We start from the raw sequence: 19,470 nt of genomic DNA on the forward strand, positions 1-19,470 counted from the left end.
ATCACAAATCCTTGAACGTCAGCAGCCGGAACTCGTTGTTCACAAACTCGAAGTAGCGGGTTCTGTAGCGGCTTTCCAGCTCATTACCCTTCGCATCCTCTTCGGTATCGGCCGCAATGCCGGAAACAATGAGCAAACGACTATCGGGTTTGTTCGACAGGCTGAAGGTATTGCCGTCGTATGCATTCGGCAGTCCGCCGACAACCTCCCCCGTGCGCGCATCCAGCACTTCGCCGCAAATGACACTGCCGCCACAACCGACTCGATACAGAATGTAGTGGCCGGCAAAGTTGACCTTGCCTTTGAGTGCCTGTGCACGATCCATATCCATCATCGGGTTGCTGTGTTCTTGCGGCACCGGTTCGTGATTGATGCCGGTGAACACTGGGGTGACGGTGTAATCCTTGAAGTCCGGGTCAGCGGCGAAAGCCACGGATGTGGTAATGGCCAAGAGGCCGCCGAGTAGAACTGAACATCCTTTCACGCTGAAACTCCGTTTTTCGTCGGACTAAAGGTTGTCACCTCGCCATCGCGAACGTTGAGTCCAAGAATCCACAGAGAGCTAAACCCAAACTCATCCCGCTCATTGTTCGCCCTGCTCCCAGTTGCAGCCACTTGCCAGAGAAGCGTCGATATTCGGGTTAAGAAGGAAGCTATATTTTCTGCCGTTGGACTTCTTGGTGTAAACCATCGAAACGCTCATCGCTGCTTGGGTGACCCACTCATAGGTTCCCGTGACCTTGCCGTCGATAATCTCGGACCACGTACGGGTGTTTTGTGTGGGTGCGTCCGGGGCAAGTATTTCTTTCTGATGATCCGTCAGTACGATAGAAATCGGCGCTTTCGACTTGGCGTATTTAACGAAACCACCCGACCAATTGCTGTCGTGATCGTAGAAGGTTCTGAGTTCGAACTTGATCGAGTGGGTGTCATCGAAGCAGTAGTTTTCGGACATGACCTCGCAGTGGGAGGTAAGGGGAAAAAACGCCATGAATAGAGGGAATAGCTTTTTCATCAAAAAATGCCCAATGGAACAGATCTACCTAGATCCCATGCAGACCAATGTCATCGGGCAGCAATTAATTTTTTTGATCTTATTAAGCGACTGCACCAGATAGTCAAGAGCCAGATCGTTCCACAACTCTCTTTGGAATTTTCGCAACCTTACCTGACTGCTGCATCATAGAACTATATTTCTTGTAGCTCTCCGCCGCTAATTCCTTTCGACTTAGAGCCCAGTAAGCATCCGCTATATTTAAGTAGGCGACCGTTCTTTCTGGATTTTCAGAAATGACTTTTTTTAGCAGCTCAACAGATTCCGCATAGTACCCAGCCTCAGCAAACAAAAAACCAAGATCGTTAGACCAACTAACTTTATCAGGGTAGTAGTAAGCCTCAGCTATATAACTCTCAGGCGCGCACGATTCGCTATCGCCCCCATCGGCCACAAGACTCCCCATAGATTTGATTAGTTTGTTTTTGTCATTCCCTTTAAATGCCGCTAGTGCTTGATCAGCTGTCGACACTACAAATGACGACATGAGCTTCTGCCGCTTAATTCGACCTTCTTGAATTTCAAAATTTAACTTCTGAAGATACTCAAATGCACCAGCCCCATCAAAACTCTCGAGAGATTTAGAAATCAAGTCATTTACAGGTAAAACATAGGCACTCTTAAGAGACCGATCACAAGAGTCATTATTAACTGTATACACAAGCTGACTAACCGCAACGATTTTACGAGCGGCATCATATTGAAACTGAACGTTAAAATTATGTATGACCTCATCTTCTTTTTTGGTAATCAAGCTCACAACATCTCCTACAACGTGTGAGTCTGAATTAAACGTATAAGTTTCCGCCTGAGAGTCCACAACACTTATAGTTTTATCAACACCTTGAAGAACCGACACTTCAAAGCCATCAAAACTATTAGGTGAATAAGCATTGTTAATTTTAGCCAATGCGGAGCTTGCGCTAAAGATAACTTTTCTTCCCCCCGACACATCAGCAAGCAAAACTAATCTATCGGGAAGTGATGCATTATCATTCCTTTCAACTATAAGCTTTTGAGCCCCCATTCCGGGAATCAAATTTATAGCAAGCTCTTTTTTTACTCTTTCTGGAGAAGGAATAACTTCGCTCGGATCTGCCCACGAGAACTGACTAGCAAAAGTTGCAAACAAAAAAATCTGTAGCCCAAAAACCTTTTTTGAACTAATCACTTATTAAGCTCCTGATAGATAGCGGTAAAATTAGTTCTGCGCTCCCCATAGCTGTCAGTATGCTTGTTAACAACTTCCGTAATTTTATTAGTGGAATCCGTGTCCGGTGCGACTAGATTATTTATATTATTCACATCCCAAAATCCCATAGCCGATAAGAGCCCTATTTTCGTATCCAGCAATTGATCTGGATTAGAAACCATTTCAATGGTTTCTTCAGGAATTTTTTGTTTTAAGCGGTCTTCTACCGCCTGATAGTTCGACTTCCATGTTAGCTGTATAAATCCTTTACCTTTATATTTTTTACCTTCTTCGCAGCCACCCGCAGTCAACACAAATGCACCTTGAGCCGAGTTGCAGCAATAGATACGCTTTGCTATCTCATCTTCATTGGGAAACTGAGAATAAGCCTTATTCTTTCGAATCGTATAGGCACTTTTCGCCGCGGGACTTAACGCATTATACTGCGCCATCGTAATACGTTTATACCCATACAATTCTGCTTCGGCAGGATAGGTATTAAAATATCTTCCAAACTTAGATCTGAGAGCTTCAGCGGAATACCAAAGATCTTCCACTTTTCCTACCAACGCACTACCAACCTCAGTTTTAACTTGGGCAAAAAATTGTGCCATTTTCGGTGCAGTGTTGATTTCAAAACGATCAGCATACTTATTAAATAACCCCCTAACCTCTTCACGCTTTTCCTCAGAAGAGTCCGGAAACATTTTCTTCATTTGATCGAAAGAAATTAGCTCCGAAACAGAGGAGGTAAACCCTGAGACAAACTCTATAGGATGAAAATGCCAAACCAGACTGGTTTCAGGTGAAGCCTTTCCAGATAGCTCCTCCCAGAAGATAAAGTTATCGATCCTCTCTTTCTCATGGGCTTTTAGTTTTGGCGAATGAGCCAAAATGTCATCCAGCCGACTCCATTTTGGTTGATTAGCCTTATCTTTCCACTCAGTTGGGTGCCTGGCGACAAGCTTTGACCATTGGGAGCGCGTATCAGTATCCTTCAACGCATCAGCCAACTCTGAAGCATCTATTTCTTTATTATTGTCCTTATCGATCTTATCAAACAATTTCTTGAAGAAAATGGGCATATCGTTCGGATCGAGAAAACCATCAGCAGTGGCGTTCGACTCTTCAACTACTTGAAAACCGAGCTTCTCCCAATCATGCTGCGAGATTAACGGCGCGCCGGCTTTTTTTATCAATCCAGCCACGCTTTGACCTTCGTCTTTGACATTAACCTCGTACCACTCTTGCGAGTCCTTATAAATTGCTATCTTGCTTAAATCGATAGCGTGCGACTCCTTGAGAATCACGTCTCCCGCCGCTGGTGGTTTTAGCCTAAGGGAGGTACCTTTTACCACGGACAAATACTTCTTCCCAGTTTTCAAACCAGCAGTATTTTTTAAAAAATCTTCAACACTTGCATCAGCAGTAAAAACCTCTACATGAACCTGAAATTTCTCGCTGACATCTCCTGCCTCAGTAATATTTTCTATTTGGCCTAGATACCCTACCGGATCTCCTGCCTTAATTCCGACACCAACATTTAAAACAGAATCAACAGCCGCCGGCTCAGTTACATTCCACTTCAACACATTGTTTTCCGGCGTATTTTCGACACACGCCCAAAATTTAGGCGGTATATTTCCAGCAGCAACCAGATCGCCACTTATCAAAGTACATTCAGCCATTCGCTTCACTGACGTGCCTAGTACTAAATTAAGTACCTTCTGACTGTCGAATTCCACGACACTATTCATAATCAACTGCATAGTGCCGTGCGGAGCGCCTGCCGGTTTTCCATTGCTTGCATCTAGGGGGGCCTCATAAAGAGGAAGTTTATTAACAACTGTCCCCTTCACTTTCCCCTGCCAATAATTAGGGCGCTCCCGTTCCGGCACCTTATCAGCAGTCCAAATTCTATCGCCAGCGTTATTTTTATAAGGCTCACCGCCCTTCAAATAAGCAAACCAAACCTCACCGCCTACCTCTTTTGTTTTCTGAGAACCTAGTTTCACATCACCAGAAATGATCTTGCCTTTAGCATATATACGATCGGTATCAGCAATAGGCTTTTGATCTAAAATTTCCAGCTTGGAACCTTTAGCCAACTTACCTAAAGAAACTATACTGCTGGATACAGGAAGCTCCTCGTATGCATTAAAATCACCAACCATCATCGTTACTTTGGGCTTGGGTACATCCGCAGACGGCAAAGGATAACGATCGAAAGGCAAAAGATGCATATACAGACTAAAAAATACTAGCTTGTTTTGCTTATTCTTATTTGCACCTTCCTCTGGATTAGGTGCGGACTTATATTCGTGCCGAACCAAACAAAATGAGTTTGAATATTTTAGTTTTTTGTTATCACCGCCGGCGTCAAATATTGACTCCAGATAGTCTTTATTAAGCCGATAAGCAACCACCTCACCATCTGCAATGCAGCGTATTGGCTCATCTAATACGCATTGCGGAGCACTTGCACTGCTGATATGAATTCCGCCATGCCAGAATTTATTACTGCCAAGCAAGAAGTGACCAGAAGTTTCGTTTTCAAGGGCTTTGTATACTTCATCTGCTCCAGTGAACTGCTTACCATCTGGTTTTCTGAATGGATATTGAAAACTCATCAATGGTGCTGCAGCTGCGGGTGCGGGAGCTGGAGCTGGAGCTCCCCCCCCCGTCCGAGTCGACTCTTTAACCCTTAAGAATTTTGTAGGGACTGGCCAATACCAAGCCTTCCCAAGGGCACCGAATTTGGCAGTGGCTGGCCCAGAACTTTGTGCTCCGAAGAATTCTCCAAACTCAGAATCCAGCGTACTGTCATAACTTTCTACAATACCTGTATGATTCAACGTCTTATTTTGATGATTTGACGTGGCATTAATCCAGAGTACGATATCTCCCCGCTTCACATTAGCCGGGCTTATTACATCGTAATATTTGAGCGCTTCCTGGCTATTAAGCCCAGCGGTATTCTGGTAAGGAACTTCGTAGCCCGCCCCCGTCAGCAACAAGTTAACCATATGAGAACAGTCGACAACTTTTTTACCATTCTCTACGGCGTAACCATCCCCGCCCTCCTTATAGCTATAATTCGCGCTGGTGTAATTTCCAGATAAATCCAGTGGTTCTGTCATTTCTGCTTCCTGCAATAATCAATAGCAATAGCTGGCTTTAGCAATTCCAGCAGGCTGCTTACTCAGACGTTCCAAATGTGCGATAGACCCTTTGCTGCCTTTTTGAGCAGCGAGTTGGTAGCAGGCAATCGCCCTGGACATGTCCTTAGTAACCAATTCTCCAGTTTCAAAGGCTCGACCGAGTGCATTTGTTGCAAAGGCGTCTCCCATACGGGCCGCCTGCGTCAACGCTTCTTCAGCCTCTGCTGGATGCTGGCATGGAGCATCAGAGGAAACATTGTTTCCATCGCAGTAAAACAACGAAAGGCTCATCGCACCCTCAGGCAAAGTGGTCGCTGCTGCCTTGAATAGCTGTTCAACTTTATTAGTTTCTAGCTGCGGGGCCATGCCAGAAAGGCTCAAACTTGCAGCATTCAAACTAGCCTGAGGGTCACCGGAAGCTGCTGCGCATAGGTAGTTTTCCAAAGAAGCTTCAAATAACTCACCTGTGAGTCGGTACTGCTCTAGCCCCCCCAGGCCTCTGAAGGCTTCTGCACGCTGGAAGCAAAAGTTCTCTGCCTCGCTCATGTGGGCATTGCTCGCCTCTACGAGATCTTTCTCTCTGATCGACCAATCTTCAACACCCTCAAGCACCCAACACGCTTGGCGAGAAAAGTTGAAGATCTTGATGTGGCTGTTACCTGCTCGCTTGTCCACAACGTTGAAATGACTTTCGTCAATCGCTTCGACCTCTACGCCGTCAGTCTTATCTGTGCCGACAGGCGCCAATAGCGGAAACAGCAAATTGGAGCTCTTGACTCCCGTCGTTTGCGGCTCAAAAACACCATGTTCTCCCACCGGTTTCAAAACCAGTGATTTCACCGTCATCGCAGTCAACCGCTGCTGAGTTTCAGCATTCGCAGAGAACGCCGGCAGGAACTGGGAAAAGTCCTCAGACGGACACTCATCCGCATAAGCGCTGCCATGAAACAGGCTCAGCAGCGAGGCGGTGAAAGCCGCTACCGCGAAGCCGTGCCTTTTCTTCAAAAAACCATTCATGTCGATCACTCAGAAAACACAAAAAAAGCCTTCGGTTTAACCTTCTCAGGCGGCGCATTCAACAACGCCTGATCCATCAAACTCCCCGCCTTATCCTTATCCGCCGCCCCCGGCAGCACCGGCGGTTTGATCCCGATCCCGGTCCCCGACCCAGCCAAACCGCCAGCATTAATCTTCACCACCGGCCCAACCACCGTCACACCACCGCCATCGAGCTTGATGAAACTGCCGCCGCCGAGAATCGTCAGCTCAGTCCCCGCCTCAATGACAATCTTGTCCCCAGCCTTGATATGAATCTCTTTCCCGGCACTGGTCAGTTGCGCAGTCCCGAGCTTCACATGCTGGTTCTCACCAATGGTCAGGTGGTCGTCCATCCGTGCTTCGATCTTGCGGTCGCTGATGGTGGTGCGGTGTTCTTCGGCCTTCAGCTCGGTGTAGGTGTTCTTCACCACGGTGTCATGGCGTTCATTGCCGACGCGGATTTTCTGGTCGTGCTCAACGTTTTCATCCCAGTCGCGCTGGGCGTGGATGAAGATTTGTTCGGCGCCTTTTTTGTCTTCGATGCGCAGTTCGTTGTAGCCACCGCCGCCCGGGGAGCTGAGGGTTTTGAAGACGCTGCGGGTTTTGTTCGCCGGCAGGGCGTACGGCACCGGATTTTCCTTGTGGTACAGGCAGCCGGTGACCAGTGGCTGGTCGGGGTCGCCTTCGAGGAAGGTGACAAGGACTTCCATGCCGATGCGCGGGATGGAGATAGCGCCGTAGCGGTCGCCGGCCCAGGAGCTGGAGACGCGCAGCCAGCAGCTGGTTTTGTCGTCGGCCAGGCCTTCGCGGTCCCAGTGGAATTGCACTTTGATGCGGCCGTATTGGTCGCAGTGGATTTCTTCGCCTTTGGGGCCGGTGACCATGGCGGTCTGGCTGCCGAGCACGCGGGGTTTCGGGTGTTCGAGGGCCGGGCGGTAGAACACGTCCCACGGGGTGGCGAGGAAGGTGTTGCGGTAGCCCTGGTGGAAGTCGTCCTTGTTGTCGGTGGTGTCGCTGGTCACCGATTCTTCGAGGACTTGCGGCTGTTTGCCTTCGTGGAAGATTTCGGTGAGCAGCCACAGGTCGTTCCACTCGCTGCGCGGGTGGTCGGACATTTCCATGAAGTGGCCGCTGACCAGTCGGGTCTGGTCGCCGCGACCTTCGGCCTGACGGTAGTCGGCACGGTGACGTTCGAGGGCGCGCTGGCTGAGGAACTTGCCGCGCGCGCGGTCGATGAAGCGGCCGGGATAGTCGTAGTCTTCGAGATCCGGTTCAGTGCTCTCGCCATCGGGTTTGTACGCTGCTTCCATTTGCAGGCGCGGTTTTTCGAAGTCGTAATCACGGCGGGTGGTGCGGCTGGTGCGGGTTTCCAGACGCAGCCTGAAGCCTTTGATCACCGGCTCTTCGGCGACCATGCCGCTGCCCTGCACGTACGCGGTCGGCTGGCCGAGGTTCGGGAACACGGTCTGGTCATCGCCGAACACCAGCAGGTGGCCCTTCTTGCTGTGCTGGAAGTGGTAGTGAATGCCTTCCTCTTCGCACAGACGCTGGACGAAGTGCAGATCGGTTTCGTCGTACTGCACGCAGTAGTCGCGATCCGGGCACGGCTGGCTGAGCTGAAAGCTGTAGGCGTTGCCCTTGATGCCGTGCTCGTCGAGGATCAGCGCGATGATTTTCGGCGCCGACATCTGCTGGTAGATGCGCTGGTTGGTGCGGTGATGCAGGTATTGCAGTTGCGGCACCAACGAGACTTTGTAGCGGGTCAGGCGCTTGCCGGCATCGCCCTGGGCGACGCGGTAGATCTGGCCGTGGATGCCCGAGCCCTGCGGATCGAGGGCGAGGAATGCCTGTTTGTGCAGGAGTTTTTCCAGGTCCAGATCCGGGTTTTCGCTGACCAGTTCCAGGTCGAAACGGAACGGCTGGCTGATGCCTTCGGTGCCGGTGAACGACAGCACTTGCAGGTCGCCCACGTAGTCTTCAACGGTCAGGCTGAAGTGCGTTTCGTTAGCTGGGTTGAACATAAAGTGCTCCCTGTTCGAATGTCATCCGTTACGCCCGCAGTCGCAAACGCTGCAACCAGGACGAAGTGGCGCCCAAGGCGTCACGCAATTGGTCGGCAGAGATAGTGCGCTCTGCCGCGTCAAAGGCCAGCGCGGTGCGCAGCGCGGGCCAGCAGTGTGTTGGCAGATTTGCCGGGGCTTGCAGTTCGCGATCCAGGTGTTCGTCACGGGCCTGGGTCGAGGGCAAGCGGCGGAACGGGTGTTTGCCGCCCGCCAGTTCATAGATCACGCAGGCCACGCCGTACACGTCCGCACTGGCCGACAGCGGTTGGCCCTCAAGCAGTTCGGGGGCGGCGTAGCCCGGGGTCCAGGCGTTGAAACGCTCACGGCTCAGGTGCGGCAGGCCGGGCAGGATGCCCTCCTCGGCTTGCCCGAGACCGAAGTCAAAGAGGCGCACGCCGTCTTCGCTGAGCATGACGTTGCTCGGCTTCATGTCACCGTGCAGCACGCCGCGACGGTGGGCGTAGGCCAGCGCGTCGAGCAGCGGCAGCGCGATGTCGCGCAGTTCTTTCCACGGCAGGCCCAGCGGCCGTTCGCAGAGCAGTTTGTCCAGGGTCAGGCCACGCATGAGCTCCATGGTGATGAAGGCCCGCTGGCAATCGGTGTCCACTTCGAACGTGTGCGGTCGCAGCACGTTGTCGTGGCGCAGGCGTCGGGTCAGGGCGAACTCGCTGTAGAGCAAGGCACTGGCGTCCGGCGACTCGGCAAATTCTTCGCTGAGGATTTTCAGCGCAATGTAAGGATCGGGATCGCCGAACTGTTCGTGCAGCAGATCCCGGGCCCGGTAAACCGCACCCATGCCACCGGCCCCGAGCAGACGCTCAAGGTGGTAACGGCCTGCCAGAACATCCGGCAGTTCGCCGACGCTGGCCTTGGTCGGCGCCAGCGCGGGTTCGGCGTTATGTTGCTTGGCGAAGGCGAAGTAAGTCAGGTTGTTGGCCTGCTCTTCGCTCATCAGCAAGTCATCGACTGAGGATTCGATTTCAGTCATTGGCGGATCACCACGGCCGTCAGGTTGTCGCGAGCGGCGCCACGCAGGGCGCCGTCGAACAGACGTTCCAGCGCCACATGCGGCGCCGCCAGGCTGAGGGCGTTACCGAGGGCATCGCTGCTCAGGCCTTGATACAAACCATCGCTGCACAGCAGGAACACATCGCCCGGATACACCTCGAGTTCCAGCACATCCAGGGTCAGTTGTTCCGCCGCGCCCACCGCCCGGGTCAAGGCCTGGGCTGCCGGGTGCGCCGCTGCCTGTTCGACGCTCATCTGCTGCTCGTCGATCAGTTGCTGCTGCAGCGAATGATCCTTCGACAGCTGATACAACCGCTGCCCGCGCCACATATAGCAACGGCTGTCGCCGGCCCAGATGCAGGCCGCGCGATTACCGTCCACCAGCAACGCCACGACGGTGCTGCCCATGATGCTGTCGTGACGCCCGGCGGTGACGGTCAACTCCTGCCCCAGGCGCCGGTTCAGCCAGTGCAGGCACTGGCGGATGGCTTTGAGGCGTTCGTCGAAGTCCTCGTGTTGCGGCAGTTCAGCCAGGCTGGCGACGATCAACTGGCTGGCGATATCGCCACCCTGATGACCGCCCATGCCGTCCGCGACCACCCACAGCCCATGCTGCGGGGTGTCGAGGAAGGCATCTTCGTTGCGCGACCGCACCTTGCCCGGGTCGGTTCGCGCCGCGCTGCGCCAGGGACTGGCCACCAGCATCAGAGCTGCACCGGCATACGGAAGGTGCGCATCACGCCCATGTCGAATGGGTTCGGCGTGCGCTGGCTGGTCAGCAGGTAGTTGGCGCGCAGGCCACCCACATCGGCTTTCAGCACCAGCACGTCGCGACCGGTCAGGTACTCGGTCTGCATCAGGTCGAACAGACGGAACAGCGACCACGGGCCGGAGTTCTTCTCGATACCGATCGGGCGCCCGGCCATCTTGTCCATGACCAGGCTGGTGCGACCGTCTTCAGCATCGGTCGGCCACTTGAAGCTCATGGGCAGTATCGGACCGTGGCGGTACTCCATGGTCTTGTCGCCGAACTTGAACTCGGAACGGCTGACCGCCGGATCGAGGGTGTACGGCTCCAGCTTGAACTGCACGGTCGGCTCGGCCGGGTTGATCGAGAAGAAGCTCTGGCGAATGTTCAGTGCCGCCGCCATCTGGTCGAGGAAGACCTTGGACACCGGCAGGCTGCGACCGTCGATGCTGCGCATCCGGTAGTTGCCCGGATCACCGCTGACGAACGGACGCATGTAGTTGTCGAAGAAGCGGTCGATGGTGCCTTGAGCCCGGAAGAACTCGCGGAAATCGCTGATCGCCACGTCGCTGGTGCTCGACGCGCTGAACGGATAGCGCTTGCTGATGGTTTTGCCATACACGCTGTACAGCTCGTTCTGATAACGGCCGTTCAGGTATTGGTAGGCATCGTTGAGCACCAGGCGCCACGAGTCTTCGGCCAGCACGTTGAACCACACGCTCAGCGGACGCGGCAGGCGACCGGACGCATTGCGCAGGTTGGTCAGCGCATCACGCTGGCCGCTCATGCGGGTCTTGGCCAGTTCGAACGCGGCCTGCTCCGGCGTGCTGGAACGGGCAAGGCCCGCCAGTTGCAGTTGCAGGTCGTTGAGCGCGGTGAAGGCCGGGGTCAGGTCAGCGGCCGGGCCGTTGTTGTCGTCGAGCAGTTTATGCAGCGGTTCGAAGCGACGCTGCAGGGACTTCTTGGCGGTGTCCGGCAGGTTCTTCGCCACGTTCATGGCCGAAGCCTTGTCCGCGACAGCGGAAGCGAGTTTGCCGACCTTGCCCAGTTTGCCCTTCTGCCCCGCCAAAGCATCGGCGGCGTCACCGGCTTCATCCACCGGCTCGGGAGCCGCCGGGAAGCGGGTGTTCTCACGCACTTCGGTCAGCAACGCCAGCACCGGCGAGTTGGCCGAGGTCAGGCCCGCCAGTTGCTCGGCGCCTTCACCGGCATCACTGATCGGCGGCAATGCCACCTGGCCAACGGCCTCGCTCCAGTAATTGGCGTAGTCGCGGAAGTACAGTTGCTCCAGCTCGACCATCAGGCGACGCAAGTCCATGTCGCTGATGCCGGCGCCTTCGCCCAGCACCCAGTTGTCACGCAGGATGTCGGTGACCAGCGACGCGCCTTGTACCGAGAAATACTGCTGATAACCGGTCTGGGTGTAGAAGCCCGGGATCACGTACTCGGTGCCGATGAACAGCGAGCCCTGCGGGCCGAGGTGTTGGCTGAAACGATAGTCCGGCAGGTTGCGCGCCTGCTCGCGGAGCATGCGATAAACCACGTTTGCCAGCGATTCACTGCGCAGAACCTGACGCGCCTGAGTCACCAGTTGCTCGTTGAGCGGATAGATAAACGGCAGCTTCAGCAGACGCTCCAGATGCGCATTCAAACCGTTCTGCACCGCGGTGTTGCCGTTGTAGCGCTGGGACCAGTCGGTAGCGACCCAATCCTTGAGCCATGCCGCGTCACGACGATCCTTCATGTTCAGCATCAGGTACGCGCGCAGGCTGTTGATCAGCTTTTCGCGGTCCTTCATGTTGGCGCGGATCTGGCCTTCGAGCATGGTTGCAACGCGCGGCAGCAGCTGCTTTTCAAGCTCGCGCTCGTAAGCCTCCTTGACCACCGGATTGACGTCCTGGCCTTGATACAGACCGACGCGTTCGTGATACGCAGCGTCGCCCTTCTTCGGGAACACCTGAGTCGCGGCGTAGCTGGTGTCGAGGGTTTTCAGCGTGCCCATGGCGTCATCGCGCGGCGACAGTGCGGTGCGTTGCTGGGTCCAGTTCTGCGCCAGATTGCGCAGGTTTTCCAGACGTTCCCAGTTGGCCGAGAAACCACCGGCCCAGAGCATGCCGAACAGCGCCAGCGCGCCCAGTGCACCGACGTACAACGCACGCTGGCCCCAATGGATGCGGCTGCGCTCGCGCTTGTCCAGACCGGCGAGGTCGGACTCCGGGAAAATCACCCGGCTGAGCAAATGGTGGATGAAACGCGAACGACCGCTGCGCAGCGTCGGCAACACGCCGGCGCTCATGCCCAGACTCGCGCCAATACCGGCGGTGGTCGAGTCCATTTCGTGGGTCAGGTGCGGTGCGCTAGTCAGGTAGAAACCACGCAATAGCGTCGCACGCTGGTAGCGGTTACCGGTGAACGCCATGTCGACGAACAGGCACAGGCGCTCGCCGATCTGGCCCATCTGGTGCGGGAAGTCGAGGATGCGGCCACGGCGCTGGGTGTCGCGCTCGGAGTGCATGCGCATGATCACCTGGCTGTTGAGGCGACGCAGCAGCTCTTCGAACTCGCCGCGCAGCACAGCCACGTCGGTGCCAAGCTGATCCTTGCGGAAACTGGTGCCCAGCACCTGATCGCTTTCTTCGCGGGTCAGTTGGTCGAAGAACTCGTCGAAGCCCAGCAACTTGTCAGCCTTGCTCAGCACCAGATACACCGGCACGTCGACGTGCAGTTTCTGATAGACGTCTTGCAGACGCGCGCGCACCTGGCGAGCCAGCGTGTCGATGTCCTGCTCGCTGCCACTGGTGAGGGTTTCCACCGGAATGGTCACCAGCACGCCGTTCAGCGGACGACCACGACGACGCTTGCGCAGCAGTTCCAGCAGAGTGGTCCAGGCGCTGCCGTCGACTTCCGAATCCGGTTGGGTCAGGTAGCGGCCGGCGGTGTCGATCAGCACACCGTGGTCGGCGAAGTACCAGTCGCAATGACGGGTGCCGTGGGTGTCGCGGGTCAGCTTGCGGTCGATCTTGTTGATCGGGAATTCCAGCCCGGAGAAGTCCAGCAGGCTGGTCTTGCCGCTGGCCTGCGGGCCGATCAGCAAGTACCACGGCAAGTCACTGCGCCAGCGCTCGCTGCGGCCGCGATACAGGCTCGAAGTCTTGAGGGTTTTCAGGGCGTCCTTGAAACGCTCCTTCAACTCTTTCTGCTCTTCGTCGATCAACTCTTCGCGGCGAATACGATCCTGGCCGTCTTCGGTTTCTTCGACGGCTTTCTTGCGGATACCGGCGCGCCAGCTGACGAAGACCATGGTCAGGCCCCAGATCAGGAACAGCACGCTGATGGTCAGCAGGCGCGAAGTCGCGCTTTCCCAGAACTTGTAGTCATCCACCGCCAACAGCGGGCCGACGAACCACACCAGCAGCGCCACGAACAGCACCAACAGCAGGGTCCAGACCCAGGTCTGGCGCAGGAAGGCGCCGACTTTCTTGAAAAACTTTTTCATCACACGTCCCTGTTTACGGCTGCGACTGCGGCTGGACCGCGGCCGGATCAAGCGGCTGATAAGGTTGCAGAACGGTGTCGCGCTGCTCGCCCAAGACCCAGGCGAAGCCCGAATACATCATCACCAGACAGACGAAGGTGAACAGCACCACCATCCACGCCGGCACGATGCGCACCAGGTTGCGGCGCTGATCGTTGAGGCCTTCCCATTGCGGCGACAATTCGCGCGGCACGTCGCCACGCAACTGACGGATCTGCCGGTACAGGGCGTCGCGGATGCCTTCGAGTTCCAGCATGCCGCGCGCCTGCACGCGGTACTTGCCCTCGAAACCGAGGGACAGGCACAGGTACATCAGTTCCAGCATCGGCAGGTGCTTGACCGGGTTTTTCGACAGCCGATCGAGCAGCTGGAAGAACTTCTCGCCACCGAAGGTTTCGTTGTGGAAGCTGCTGAGCAGGCTCATCTGCGACCACTCGCTTTCGTTGCCCCACGGCGTGGTCACGACAGCTTCGTCGACCACGGTGCAGAGCACGTAACGGGCGGCCATCACCTGGCTGCTTTCGGCGCCGTTGTGCAGGGCGCGCACTTCAAACAGCTTGAGCCCGGCGGTCAGGCGCTCGTTGAGCGCGTAGAGGTCTTCGCGGGTTTCGCTGTGCTTGAGACGCACCACTTCCGACAGCAGTTCGGACGACGCCGCCACCAGCGAATTGAGGCTGATGTTGAAGGCTTCCGCCGGGCGCAGGCGCGCGGCGTAGATCATCCGTTCTTCCAGTTGTTCGAAGCGCGGTGGCGCGGCGAAGTCGGTCAGCGGACTCGCCGCCGGGCCATGGCCCTGACGGTCGAGCAGGACGGTTTTGTCGTCCTGGTTGTGTTCCATGTCCTTGATCATGTCGGTCAGTTCCTGATGGCCCAGAATTTCAGTTCAAGCTCGGCAAATTCGCCGGACACGTGGAACGCGAAGCCGCCGGAGCGCTCGAGTTGTGCCAGGTCTTCGGAACTGAGTTCGAGGATGAAATAGGTTTTGTTCGAGTGGAACGCGATCTGCCGCGGGGCAACTGGCAACGGTTTGACCTTGATCCCCGGCAGGTGCAGGTTGACCAGTTGGCGGATGCGCTCCACCGGGCCGACCTTGAGGTGCGCAGGCAAGCGGTTGCGCAGTTCTTCGGAGTCGCAGTTGGCACTGGCTGCCAGCACGAACGACGCCGAGCCGAGCAGTTTGTGGTCGTGCAGCGGCGACACGATGATCCCGTACTGACGCGCTTGCAGGATCAGTTCGATGGCGTGCTGTTCCAGCACCATCGACAGCACCTGACGGATCGACTCCATCAGTTTGCGGAAACTCGCACCCTGGTCGGCGTGGGAGTAACGGCTGTCCAGACGCGGGCGTTTGCTGTCGCTGGAGAAGGTCGCCAGATCGCCGAGCATGGTCAGCAGCGTGCGGTACAACTCTTCCGGGTGAACCTGTTCCAGGCCCAGGTAGTGGCGCAGCAGCAGTTCGGTGCGGTTGATCAGTTGCAGCATCATGAAGTCGCCGATTTCCGCGCCACCGACCTTGCCGTTCGAACGAATGCGCTCGGCAATGGTGTCGCCCCGGTGACCGAGCATGCTGATCACTTCTTTCAGGCACGACAGCAGGTAGCTGGAGGCGTGGGCCTGAATGTAGGTCGGCACGAAGTCCGGGTCGAGGCTGATCACGCCGTCCGGCGTGGTGTCGAGCACGTCGCAGATCTTCAGTTTCACGTAGGCCTGGTCGCTCTGCTGCTCGCCGAGCAACAGCTTGAAGTCCGGCCGACCGCAGCTGACCTGGCTGGCGGAATCATCGCCGGCGTTGGAGTCGGCGACTTCGGCGTCATACGCGGTGTAGCGCGCCAGCACGTCGGACTGCTCCGGGCGACGGGCCTCGATGTGGTTACCGGTGACCAGCGGCAGCGCCAGGTAGATCGGCATGTTGCCGGTGTTCGGCGGCACGTCCAGCGCCAGCGGTTCGGTGTTGCCGCCGAGTTCGAACAGGCTGCCGTCCGGCAGGATCCCCGAGGCTTCACTGATCACCAGTTTGCCCATGTTGAGGAACTGCAAGTCGATCTCAAGGTTCAGAAAACCCCAGGTGTAACCGCCCAGCAACTGGGTGCGGGTCTTCATCTGGTGATCGTAGTAGCGGTCGTTGTGCTGGAAGTGCTGCGGACGCAGCAGCATGCCTTCCTGCCAGATGACTTTATGGGTATTCATGATCAGTCATCCGCCTTGGCGAGCACTTCGTTGGTCTTGCGGATACCGGCCTGATCCAGGGTCAGATCAGCTTCGGTGACTTCCAGCGGCGTGATCGGGAATGTGTGGCGCCACTTGGTTTCCGGCAGGTCGCGGTACGCGGCGAGGATGCCGATAAAGCGGCTGCCCTCCTCCACGCTGAGTTTCAGCTCCACGGTTTCACCCGGGCGCAGTTCGAGTTCTTCGCTGGCCACCAGATCCGGGTTGAGGGATTCCTTGGCGCGTTCGTAGAGACTGAAGAAATCAGCATTCTCGAAGGTCACCGGATGCTTGAGTTCGAACAGGCGCACCACGATCGGCGACGGACGACCGTTGAGGTCCGGGTTCAGCTGATCGCTGCCGGTCAGCTTCAGGTTGATCTTGGTCACTTTCGAATACGGCGACAGCGACGAGCAACCGGCGAGCAGCACCAACAGGGTGAGCGCGGTCAGCGTCTTGAAAAAAGCGGTCGAGCGGCGAGACATGCGCATTATCCTTGGTGGTCGGTGTGGAGGGTGGAGATCAGGCGGATCTGTTCTTCGTAGGCCTGGGCGAAGTCGCGGGCCAACAGGCGCTCGCTCCAGTCGTCGTCCTGACGCAGCGCATGGTGGTAACGGTTGAACGCTCTCCAGCGCCCGCCCGCGGTGGCGAGCAACGGCTTGTTGTCGCGCTCGAAACGCAGGGTCAGTTGCTCCGGCGAGAAGTGCTCCAGAGTGCCGCGCACCGCCGCGCGGCTGGCGGTCAGCAGCGCCACCTGATGCGCCTGCAAGTCGCGGAACGCACGGGAGATCGCCTGTTCGGCCGGCAAGTGGCCCGGCTTGTTCGGCTGCAACAGGATGTCCAGTGCTTCGCTCGGGTCGACGGCGAATTTCAGCGGATTCTTGTTGGTGCCTTGCACGGTGGTCTGGGCCAGACGCAGTTCGTTTTTCAGCTCGGAACGGGTGCGCAGGCTCTGTTGCAGACCGCCGACGCTCTGGCGCAGCAGACGTGCAGCGTTCAGCGCGAGGGCTTCACGCTCGTCGTGGCTGAGGTTCTTCACGTTCACGCCGAGGGCCGCGCCGAATTTGTCCCAGAAGGTTTCGCTCTGACGCTCGACCGCTTTCGGTGCCGGTGCAGGCTCAGGCGTGGGCTCGACAATCAGCTCCGGCACCATCAGGCTTTCCATGTCGATGCGCGCGTAGTCGGCGCGCTGACGGGAGTCTTCAGGATCGGTAACCGGCGCGAGCATTTCCTCGAATTCCGAGTACACGCGCTCTTGCTGCTCCAGCGACTTCAGCGGGTCGAGGTCGAGGAACGCGTCGTCCGGAATGATGGTGCCGGCGGCGCGTGGCAGGCCGACTTCACCGTCGAACGTCGCCGGGTCGCGCACCAGGCGCGCGCGAATCTCGAAGTCGCCCAGCACGTAGGTGCTGCCGTGCTCGATGCGCACCGGTTCGCCCTTGTGCAGGCGCGCGCCGCTGTCGCCGTCCTGAACACCGTTGCTGCTGGTGTCGGTCAGGAAAAACGTGCCCTCGCGATAGCTGACAATCGCGTGGTGATTGGACAAGTGACGCTTGCGGTCAGGGATGATCCAGTCGCAGTCCTCGCCCCGCCCGATCACGCCACCGGCCTGTTTGAAGGTCCGCTGGCACAGCTCGGTGGGCACGAACTGCTTGGTGTTCAGCATTTCGAAAACCAATTCCATGTTTGATGCTCCTTGCGGTCACTTGCCGCGATTGACCGCCTGCGGATCACCCAACGGGCGGTAATCGTTATCGTTGAATTTGTAATTGCCGCTGCAGCCGCCGAGGCCGCATAGAACGACGAGGGTCAGCAGGACAGCGTGCCAGTGACGAACAGACATCAGAGGGTCTCCAGGTGTAGACAAAGCACAAAGCGCCGACCCTCACGGGCGGCGCTGAAATAGGTTTTCGAGGTGAATCCGACGGACTTTCGCCTACCCATCGAAATCACCCAGATTGATGTTCAAGCGACCGAGCCGGTACAGCAGCGTGCGCCGCGGCAAGCCCAGTTCACGGGCGGCGAGCGTCTGGTTGCCGTCGTTCTTGCGCAGGCAATCGAGCAGCAGATTGCGTTCGACCGCTTCCAGTCGTTCGCGCAGATTGAGGCCGCAGTGGTCTTCCGGCACCGGCGCCGATTCCAGGCGCAGCGAGAAATGCTCGGCCAGCAACTCGCCGCCCTCGCACAACAGCACCGCCCGTTCGACCAGACCTTTGAGTTCGCGCACGTTGCCGGGGAAGGTGTAACCGGACAGGTGATCCAGCGCAGCGTCCGACCAGCGCACCGGATCGCGTTGCAGGAATGCGCAGGCCTTGTCGGCGAAGTGTTTGGCCAGGTCGAGAATGTCGCCTTCGCGCTGACGCAGGGCCGGCAACTCGATCGGAAATTGCGCGAGGCGGTAGTACAGGTCTTCGCGGAATTTGCCTTCGCTGACCAGCACCGACAGATCGCGGTGCGTCGCGGCGATGATGCGTACGTCGATCTTGTGGGTGTCGTTGGAACCCAGCGGACGGATCTCGCCTTCCTGCAACACGCGCAACAATTTGGCTTGCAGCGACAGCGGCATGTCACCGATTTCGTCGAGCAACAGGGTGCCGCCGTTGGCCGCGTCGAACAGCCCGGCGCGGTCACGATCGGCACCGGTGAAAGCACCTTTGCGGTAGCCGAACAGCTCGCTTTCCAGCAGGTTTTCCGGGAACGCCGCGCAGTTCTGCACGATGAACGCCTGGGACCGGCGCGGGCCGCAATCGTGGATCGCCCGCGCGACCACTTCCTTGCCGGTGCCGGTCTCGCCACGCAACAGCACGGTGTACGGGCTGTGCAGGACTTTGCTGATCAGCGAGTAGGTCTGGCGCATCGCCGCGCTCTTGCCGATCAGGCCGTAGCCGCTGGCACTCGGCAGACTGCGCACGACCGGTGCGGCCGCATCCACTGGCTGGCGCAGGCGTTGCAGCAGATGCAGCTGACCAAGTACGAACGAGCCCAACTGACCGAGGGAATCGGCAAAGCCTTGCAGGTCGATATGACGACGGCTGGCGCACAGCAACAGGCCTTCGACGGCCTTCTGCTGATTGACCAGCGGCACGCACAACAGCGACTGCCACGGCGTGGACGACGCCGGCAGAAAGCTGGTTTCGTGCAGGCTGCCGCCCAGGTCGTCGAAGCTCACCACGCGGTTCTGGCACAGGGCGAACTGCAACAGTTGCTCGCCGTTGTAGTCCGCCGGCAGGCTCGCCGCACTGCGCGGTTGCAGCACGCCGTCGAGGCATTCGGCGTTCATCCCCAGCGACGTGTGCGTGGCGTCCAGCAAGTACAGCTGCGTCAGTTCGCAACCGCTCAGCCCGGCCAGACCGCGCACGAAGTCACCCAGCAGCGCAGCACCGTCCGCCGCGCGCGACAGGCTGGCGAACTGCGCCAGCAAGGCTTCGGCATAGAGCAGTGGCTGCGGCACTTGAGTGAACATCAC

The 19,470-nt window shown here is 57.2% G+C and carries 15 protein-coding genes; all 15 read right to left on the bottom strand.

Annotation, left to right across the window (positions count from 1 at the left end; all coding sequences use genetic code 11):
* Position 1: 1 nt before the first annotated feature.
* The gene (locus LOY31_RS28640; protein WP_258712621.1) at positions 2 to 451 is read right to left on the bottom strand and encodes a hypothetical protein; all 450 of its coding nucleotides are present in this window, start codon (positions 449 to 451) and stop codon (positions 2 to 4) included.
* 132 nt (positions 452 to 583) lie between these two features.
* Positions 584 to 1,015, bottom strand: a complete 432-nt coding sequence (locus tag LOY31_RS28645; RefSeq protein ID WP_258712622.1) for a hypothetical protein — start codon at positions 1,013 to 1,015, stop codon at positions 584 to 586.
* Between the two features lie 103 nt (positions 1,016 to 1,118).
* On the bottom strand, positions 1,119 to 2,225 hold the full coding sequence (locus LOY31_RS28650) for a M48 family metallopeptidase (protein WP_221534038.1): 1,107 nt from the start codon (positions 2,223 to 2,225) through the stop codon (positions 1,119 to 1,121).
* Entirely contained in the window at positions 2,222 to 5,386 is a 3,165-nt protein-coding gene (locus tag LOY31_RS28655; RefSeq protein ID WP_258712623.1) for a hypothetical protein, read from the bottom strand. Before LOY31_RS28655 ends, LOY31_RS28650 begins: the two co-directional genes overlap by 4 nt.
* An 18-nt stretch (positions 5,387 to 5,404) precedes the next feature.
* Positions 5,405 to 6,424: a tetratricopeptide repeat protein gene (locus tag LOY31_RS28660; protein ID WP_221534036.1), complete on the bottom strand. Its 1,020-nt coding sequence runs from the start codon at positions 6,422 to 6,424 to the stop codon at positions 5,405 to 5,407.
* A 5-nt stretch (positions 6,425 to 6,429) separates the two neighbouring features.
* Positions 6,430 to 8,466, bottom strand: coding sequence for a type VI secretion system tip protein VgrG (locus LOY31_RS28665; protein ID WP_221534034.1), 2,037 nt, complete (start codon positions 8,464 to 8,466; stop codon positions 6,430 to 6,432).
* Between the two features lie 28 nt (positions 8,467 to 8,494).
* Positions 8,495 to 9,496 (bottom strand): serine/threonine-protein kinase, encoded by a 1,002-nt coding sequence (locus tag LOY31_RS28670; RefSeq protein ID WP_221534032.1) that lies wholly within the window; start codon positions 9,494 to 9,496, stop codon positions 8,495 to 8,497.
* Positions 9,493 to 10,221, bottom strand: coding sequence for a PP2C family serine/threonine-protein phosphatase (locus LOY31_RS28675; protein ID WP_011336583.1), 729 nt, complete (start codon positions 10,219 to 10,221; stop codon positions 9,493 to 9,495). Before LOY31_RS28675 ends, LOY31_RS28670 begins: the two co-directional genes overlap by 4 nt.
* Positions 10,221 to 13,760 (bottom strand): type VI secretion system membrane subunit TssM, encoded by a 3,540-nt coding sequence (tssM, locus tag LOY31_RS28680; RefSeq protein WP_258712624.1) that lies wholly within the window; start codon positions 13,758 to 13,760, stop codon positions 10,221 to 10,223. The genes LOY31_RS28675 and tssM overlap by 1 nt, the downstream gene beginning before the upstream one ends.
* Positions 13,761 to 13,773: 13 nt before the next feature.
* Positions 13,774 to 14,649 (bottom strand): type IVB secretion system protein IcmH/DotU, encoded by an 876-nt coding sequence (icmH, locus tag LOY31_RS28685; protein ID WP_007954389.1) that lies wholly within the window; start codon positions 14,647 to 14,649, stop codon positions 13,774 to 13,776.
* Between the two features lie 5 nt (positions 14,650 to 14,654).
* A complete protein-coding gene (gene tssK, locus LOY31_RS28690; RefSeq protein ID WP_011336586.1) occupies positions 14,655 to 15,986 on the bottom strand; it encodes a type VI secretion system baseplate subunit TssK in 1,332 nt (443 codons plus the stop codon).
* A 2-nt stretch (positions 15,987 to 15,988) separates the two neighbouring features.
* On the bottom strand, positions 15,989 to 16,489 hold the full coding sequence (tssJ, locus tag LOY31_RS28695; protein WP_011336587.1) for a type VI secretion system lipoprotein TssJ: 501 nt from the start codon (positions 16,487 to 16,489) through the stop codon (positions 15,989 to 15,991).
* Positions 16,490 to 16,494: 5 nt separating this feature from the next.
* The gene (gene tagH, locus LOY31_RS28700) at positions 16,495 to 17,688 is read right to left on the bottom strand and encodes a type VI secretion system-associated FHA domain protein TagH (protein ID WP_085606165.1); all 1,194 of its coding nucleotides are present in this window, start codon (positions 17,686 to 17,688) and stop codon (positions 16,495 to 16,497) included.
* An 18-nt stretch (positions 17,689 to 17,706) separates the two neighbouring features.
* Positions 17,707 to 17,847, bottom strand: coding sequence for a hypothetical protein (locus tag LOY31_RS28705; protein WP_003229566.1), 141 nt, complete (start codon positions 17,845 to 17,847; stop codon positions 17,707 to 17,709).
* A 93-nt stretch (positions 17,848 to 17,940) separates the two neighbouring features.
* Positions 17,941 to 19,467: a sigma-54-dependent Fis family transcriptional regulator gene (locus tag LOY31_RS28710; protein ID WP_236196235.1), complete on the bottom strand. Its 1,527-nt coding sequence runs from the start codon at positions 19,465 to 19,467 to the stop codon at positions 17,941 to 17,943.
* Positions 19,468 to 19,470: the final 3 nt, after the last annotated feature.

The organism is Pseudomonas sp. B21-021 (assembly GCF_024749205.1).
Classification (GTDB): domain Bacteria; phylum Pseudomonadota; class Gammaproteobacteria; order Pseudomonadales; family Pseudomonadaceae; genus Aquipseudomonas; species Aquipseudomonas paraglycinae.

Excerpts from the sequence above, each read along its gene's own strand:
- icmH (WP_007954389.1), bottom strand. The coding sequence starts at position 14,649 with ATGATCAAGGACATGGAACACAACCAGGACGACAAAACCGTCCTGCTC.
- LOY31_RS28645 (WP_258712622.1), bottom strand. The coding sequence starts at position 1,015 with ATGAAAAAGCTATTCCCTCTATTCATGGCGTTTTTTCCCCTTACCTCC.
- LOY31_RS28655 (WP_258712623.1), bottom strand. The coding sequence starts at position 5,386 with ATGACAGAACCACTGGATTTATCTGGAAATTACACCAGCGCGAATTAT.
- LOY31_RS28675 (WP_011336583.1), bottom strand. The coding sequence starts at position 10,221 with ATGCTGGTGGCCAGTCCCTGGCGCAGCGCGGCGCGAACCGACCCGGGC.
- tssM (WP_258712624.1), bottom strand. The coding sequence starts at position 13,760 with ATGAAAAAGTTTTTCAAGAAAGTCGGCGCCTTCCTGCGCCAGACCTGG.
- LOY31_RS28660 (WP_221534036.1), bottom strand. The coding sequence starts at position 6,424 with ATGAATGGTTTTTTGAAGAAAAGGCACGGCTTCGCGGTAGCGGCTTTC.
- LOY31_RS28665 (WP_221534034.1), bottom strand. The coding sequence starts at position 8,466 with ATGTTCAACCCAGCTAACGAAACGCACTTCAGCCTGACCGTTGAAGAC.
- tssJ (WP_011336587.1), bottom strand. The coding sequence starts at position 16,489 with ATGTCTCGCCGCTCGACCGCTTTTTTCAAGACGCTGACCGCGCTCACC.
- LOY31_RS28710 (WP_236196235.1), bottom strand. The coding sequence starts at position 19,467 with ATGTTCACTCAAGTGCCGCAGCCACTGCTCTATGCCGAAGCCTTGCTG.
- LOY31_RS28670 (WP_221534032.1), bottom strand. The coding sequence starts at position 9,496 with ATGACTGAAATCGAATCCTCAGTCGATGACTTGCTGATGAGCGAAGAG.
- LOY31_RS28705 (WP_003229566.1), bottom strand. The coding sequence starts at position 17,847 with ATGTCTGTTCGTCACTGGCACGCTGTCCTGCTGACCCTCGTCGTTCTA.
- tagH (WP_085606165.1), bottom strand. The coding sequence starts at position 17,688 with ATGGAATTGGTTTTCGAAATGCTGAACACCAAGCAGTTCGTGCCCACC.
- tssK (WP_011336586.1), bottom strand. The coding sequence starts at position 15,986 with ATGAATACCCATAAAGTCATCTGGCAGGAAGGCATGCTGCTGCGTCCG.